General features: G+C 45.6%; 3 protein-coding genes. 2 read left to right on the forward strand and 1 reads right to left on the reverse strand.

Features of this window, described 5'->3' with window-relative positions:
• Positions 1 to 60: 60 nt before the first annotated feature.
• Positions 61 to 1,116, forward strand: a complete 1,056-nt coding sequence (locus tag B7X71_RS15980; protein ID WP_293601456.1) for a formate dehydrogenase subunit gamma — start codon at positions 61 to 63, stop codon at positions 1,114 to 1,116.
• 10 nt (positions 1,117 to 1,126) lie between these two features.
• Entirely contained in the window at positions 1,127 to 1,399 is a 273-nt protein-coding gene (locus B7X71_RS15985; RefSeq protein WP_293601457.1) for a hypothetical protein, read from the forward strand.
• Here the strand turns inward: B7X71_RS15985 and B7X71_RS15990 are convergent.
• Positions 1,400 to 1,962: ATP-binding cassette domain-containing protein (locus B7X71_RS15990; RefSeq protein ID WP_293601458.1), on the reverse strand; the 563-nt coding region annotated here is incomplete at its 5' end.

A 1,962-nucleotide genomic window follows, 5' to 3' on the forward strand; every position in this document is an offset into this window, starting at 1 on the left:
ACGCGCTAAGTGATCAGTTAAACAACAATAAATAAAACGAAAACGTTTAAGGATATTTGTATGAATCGATCATTTTCAAGTGTTAGTCGCTCCTGGGTCCTGGCTCTGGGCGTTTCACTGAGTTTGTTAAGCGGGGTTGCTCTGGCCGATCGTGCGCCAATGCAACCTTTGTCATCGCCAAGCGGAATTGATTTTCCTAAGAATCTCAATGCGATTCCTGATGGAACTCAAGCGCAATCTCAGCCTGCGAATACCGCTCCTAAGGAGGGTTCCATCTGGTCTTCAGCCAATAGCGCCCCTTACAACTACGTCAGCATTCCAGACAAAGAGTCGAGCGTTTTAATTCAACGCGCTGGTCAACAATGGCGTTTGATCCGTAATGGTGTGATTACTGTTTACGGTGGCTGGCTTCTTGCCCTTGCGTTCTTTGGTGTGATTGCGATGTATACGGTTAAAGGTTCGATCAAGTTACATGAGCCTTTATCAGGCGTGAAGATCAAGCGCTTTAGCGGTTTTGATCGTCTGACCCACTGGACTATGGCGTCTAGCTTTATTGCTCTTGCGTTGACTGGCCTGTTAATTTTGTACGGTAAGTTCTTTGCAATGCCATTGATGGGCGGTGCTGCCTATGGTTCTTTCTTGATGGTTTGCAAGAACATTCATAACTTTGTTGGACCACTCTTTACTTTAAGTATTGTGATTTTCTTCTTCCTCTTTGTTCGTAAGAACGTCTTTGGAGAAGGGGACATGGCCTGGTTGATGTCTTTTGGTGGACTCTTCTCTGGTAAGCACATTCCAGCTGGTTTCTTTAACTTTGGTGAGAAGTTCTGGTTCTGGTTTGGTATGGTTTTCCTTGGCTTGATTATTTCTGCTTCAGGATTCGTGCTCGATATGATCGTGCCATTCATGGACATCCAATACTTGCGTGGAACTATGCAATTGGCCAATATCATCCACAGTTCTGCAGCTATTTTGATGACAGCAATGGCAATGGGCCACATATACATCGGTACGATTGGTATGCAAGGTTCAATCGACGGCATGAAGACTGGCTATGTTGATGCTACTTGGGCAAAAGAGCACCATGAGCTCTGGTATGACAAGATTAATAAATAAGGACATGGCCATGAAAAAAATCATTGCTTTTACACTCTGCTCATTTGTAAGTGCTTTTGCTTTCGCAGCCTTACCCCCACTGTCGCCTGAAGCTCAGGCAGAGGCTGATCTAAAGAAGGCTAAAACGGCTTATGCTGGTAAGGTTGGGGCTTTCAAGCTTTGCCAAGTGCAAAATAAGATTGCAGATCAATACAAGGTTTCCGGTACTCCAGCACCAGCAGCCTGTGTAGCGCCACCTCCATTTGTTGCACCGGTTGCTGCTGCAGCGCCAGCTGCAAAGTAATTAGTCGGAGAGCAACTCTTGATGTAAGTAGCGCTTAGCTGCTTGTGTCTGAGGATCGGCAAAGAAAGGACCTACGGGTCCTTTTTCTTTTATCCGACCATGATCAATGAAGATGATGTACTCGGCTAGTCTTTGTACTTGCGCAAGTTGGTGAGAGGTAAAGATGACATCTGATCCTTGAAGCTTAAATTGGCGGATGATCTCCTCTACTTGCTCCGTAGTATTGGGATCTAGATTAGCGGTAGGTTCATCCAGTAACACCAAATTGGGTCTTTGCAATATGGCTCGACCCAAGCATAGCTTTTGTCTTTCTCCCGCCGAGAGTTTGTGGGCAGGGCTATTCGCAAGACGGCTTAAGCCAATCTGTTCCATAACTGCATCAATAGCACTCGACTGAATAGAAGGATCAGAGTCTTGGACCATCGCAATATTGGTTCTAGCGGAGGCCTTAATCATTGGCGTATGGTGCAATACCAGTGATGACTTGATCGGTCCCCTTGAGTGGGTGATAGTGCCAGAATTCGGTTTGATCAAACCATCAATTAACTTGAGGAAGGTTGTTT

Source organism: Polynucleobacter sp. 39-46-10, assembly GCF_002282275.1.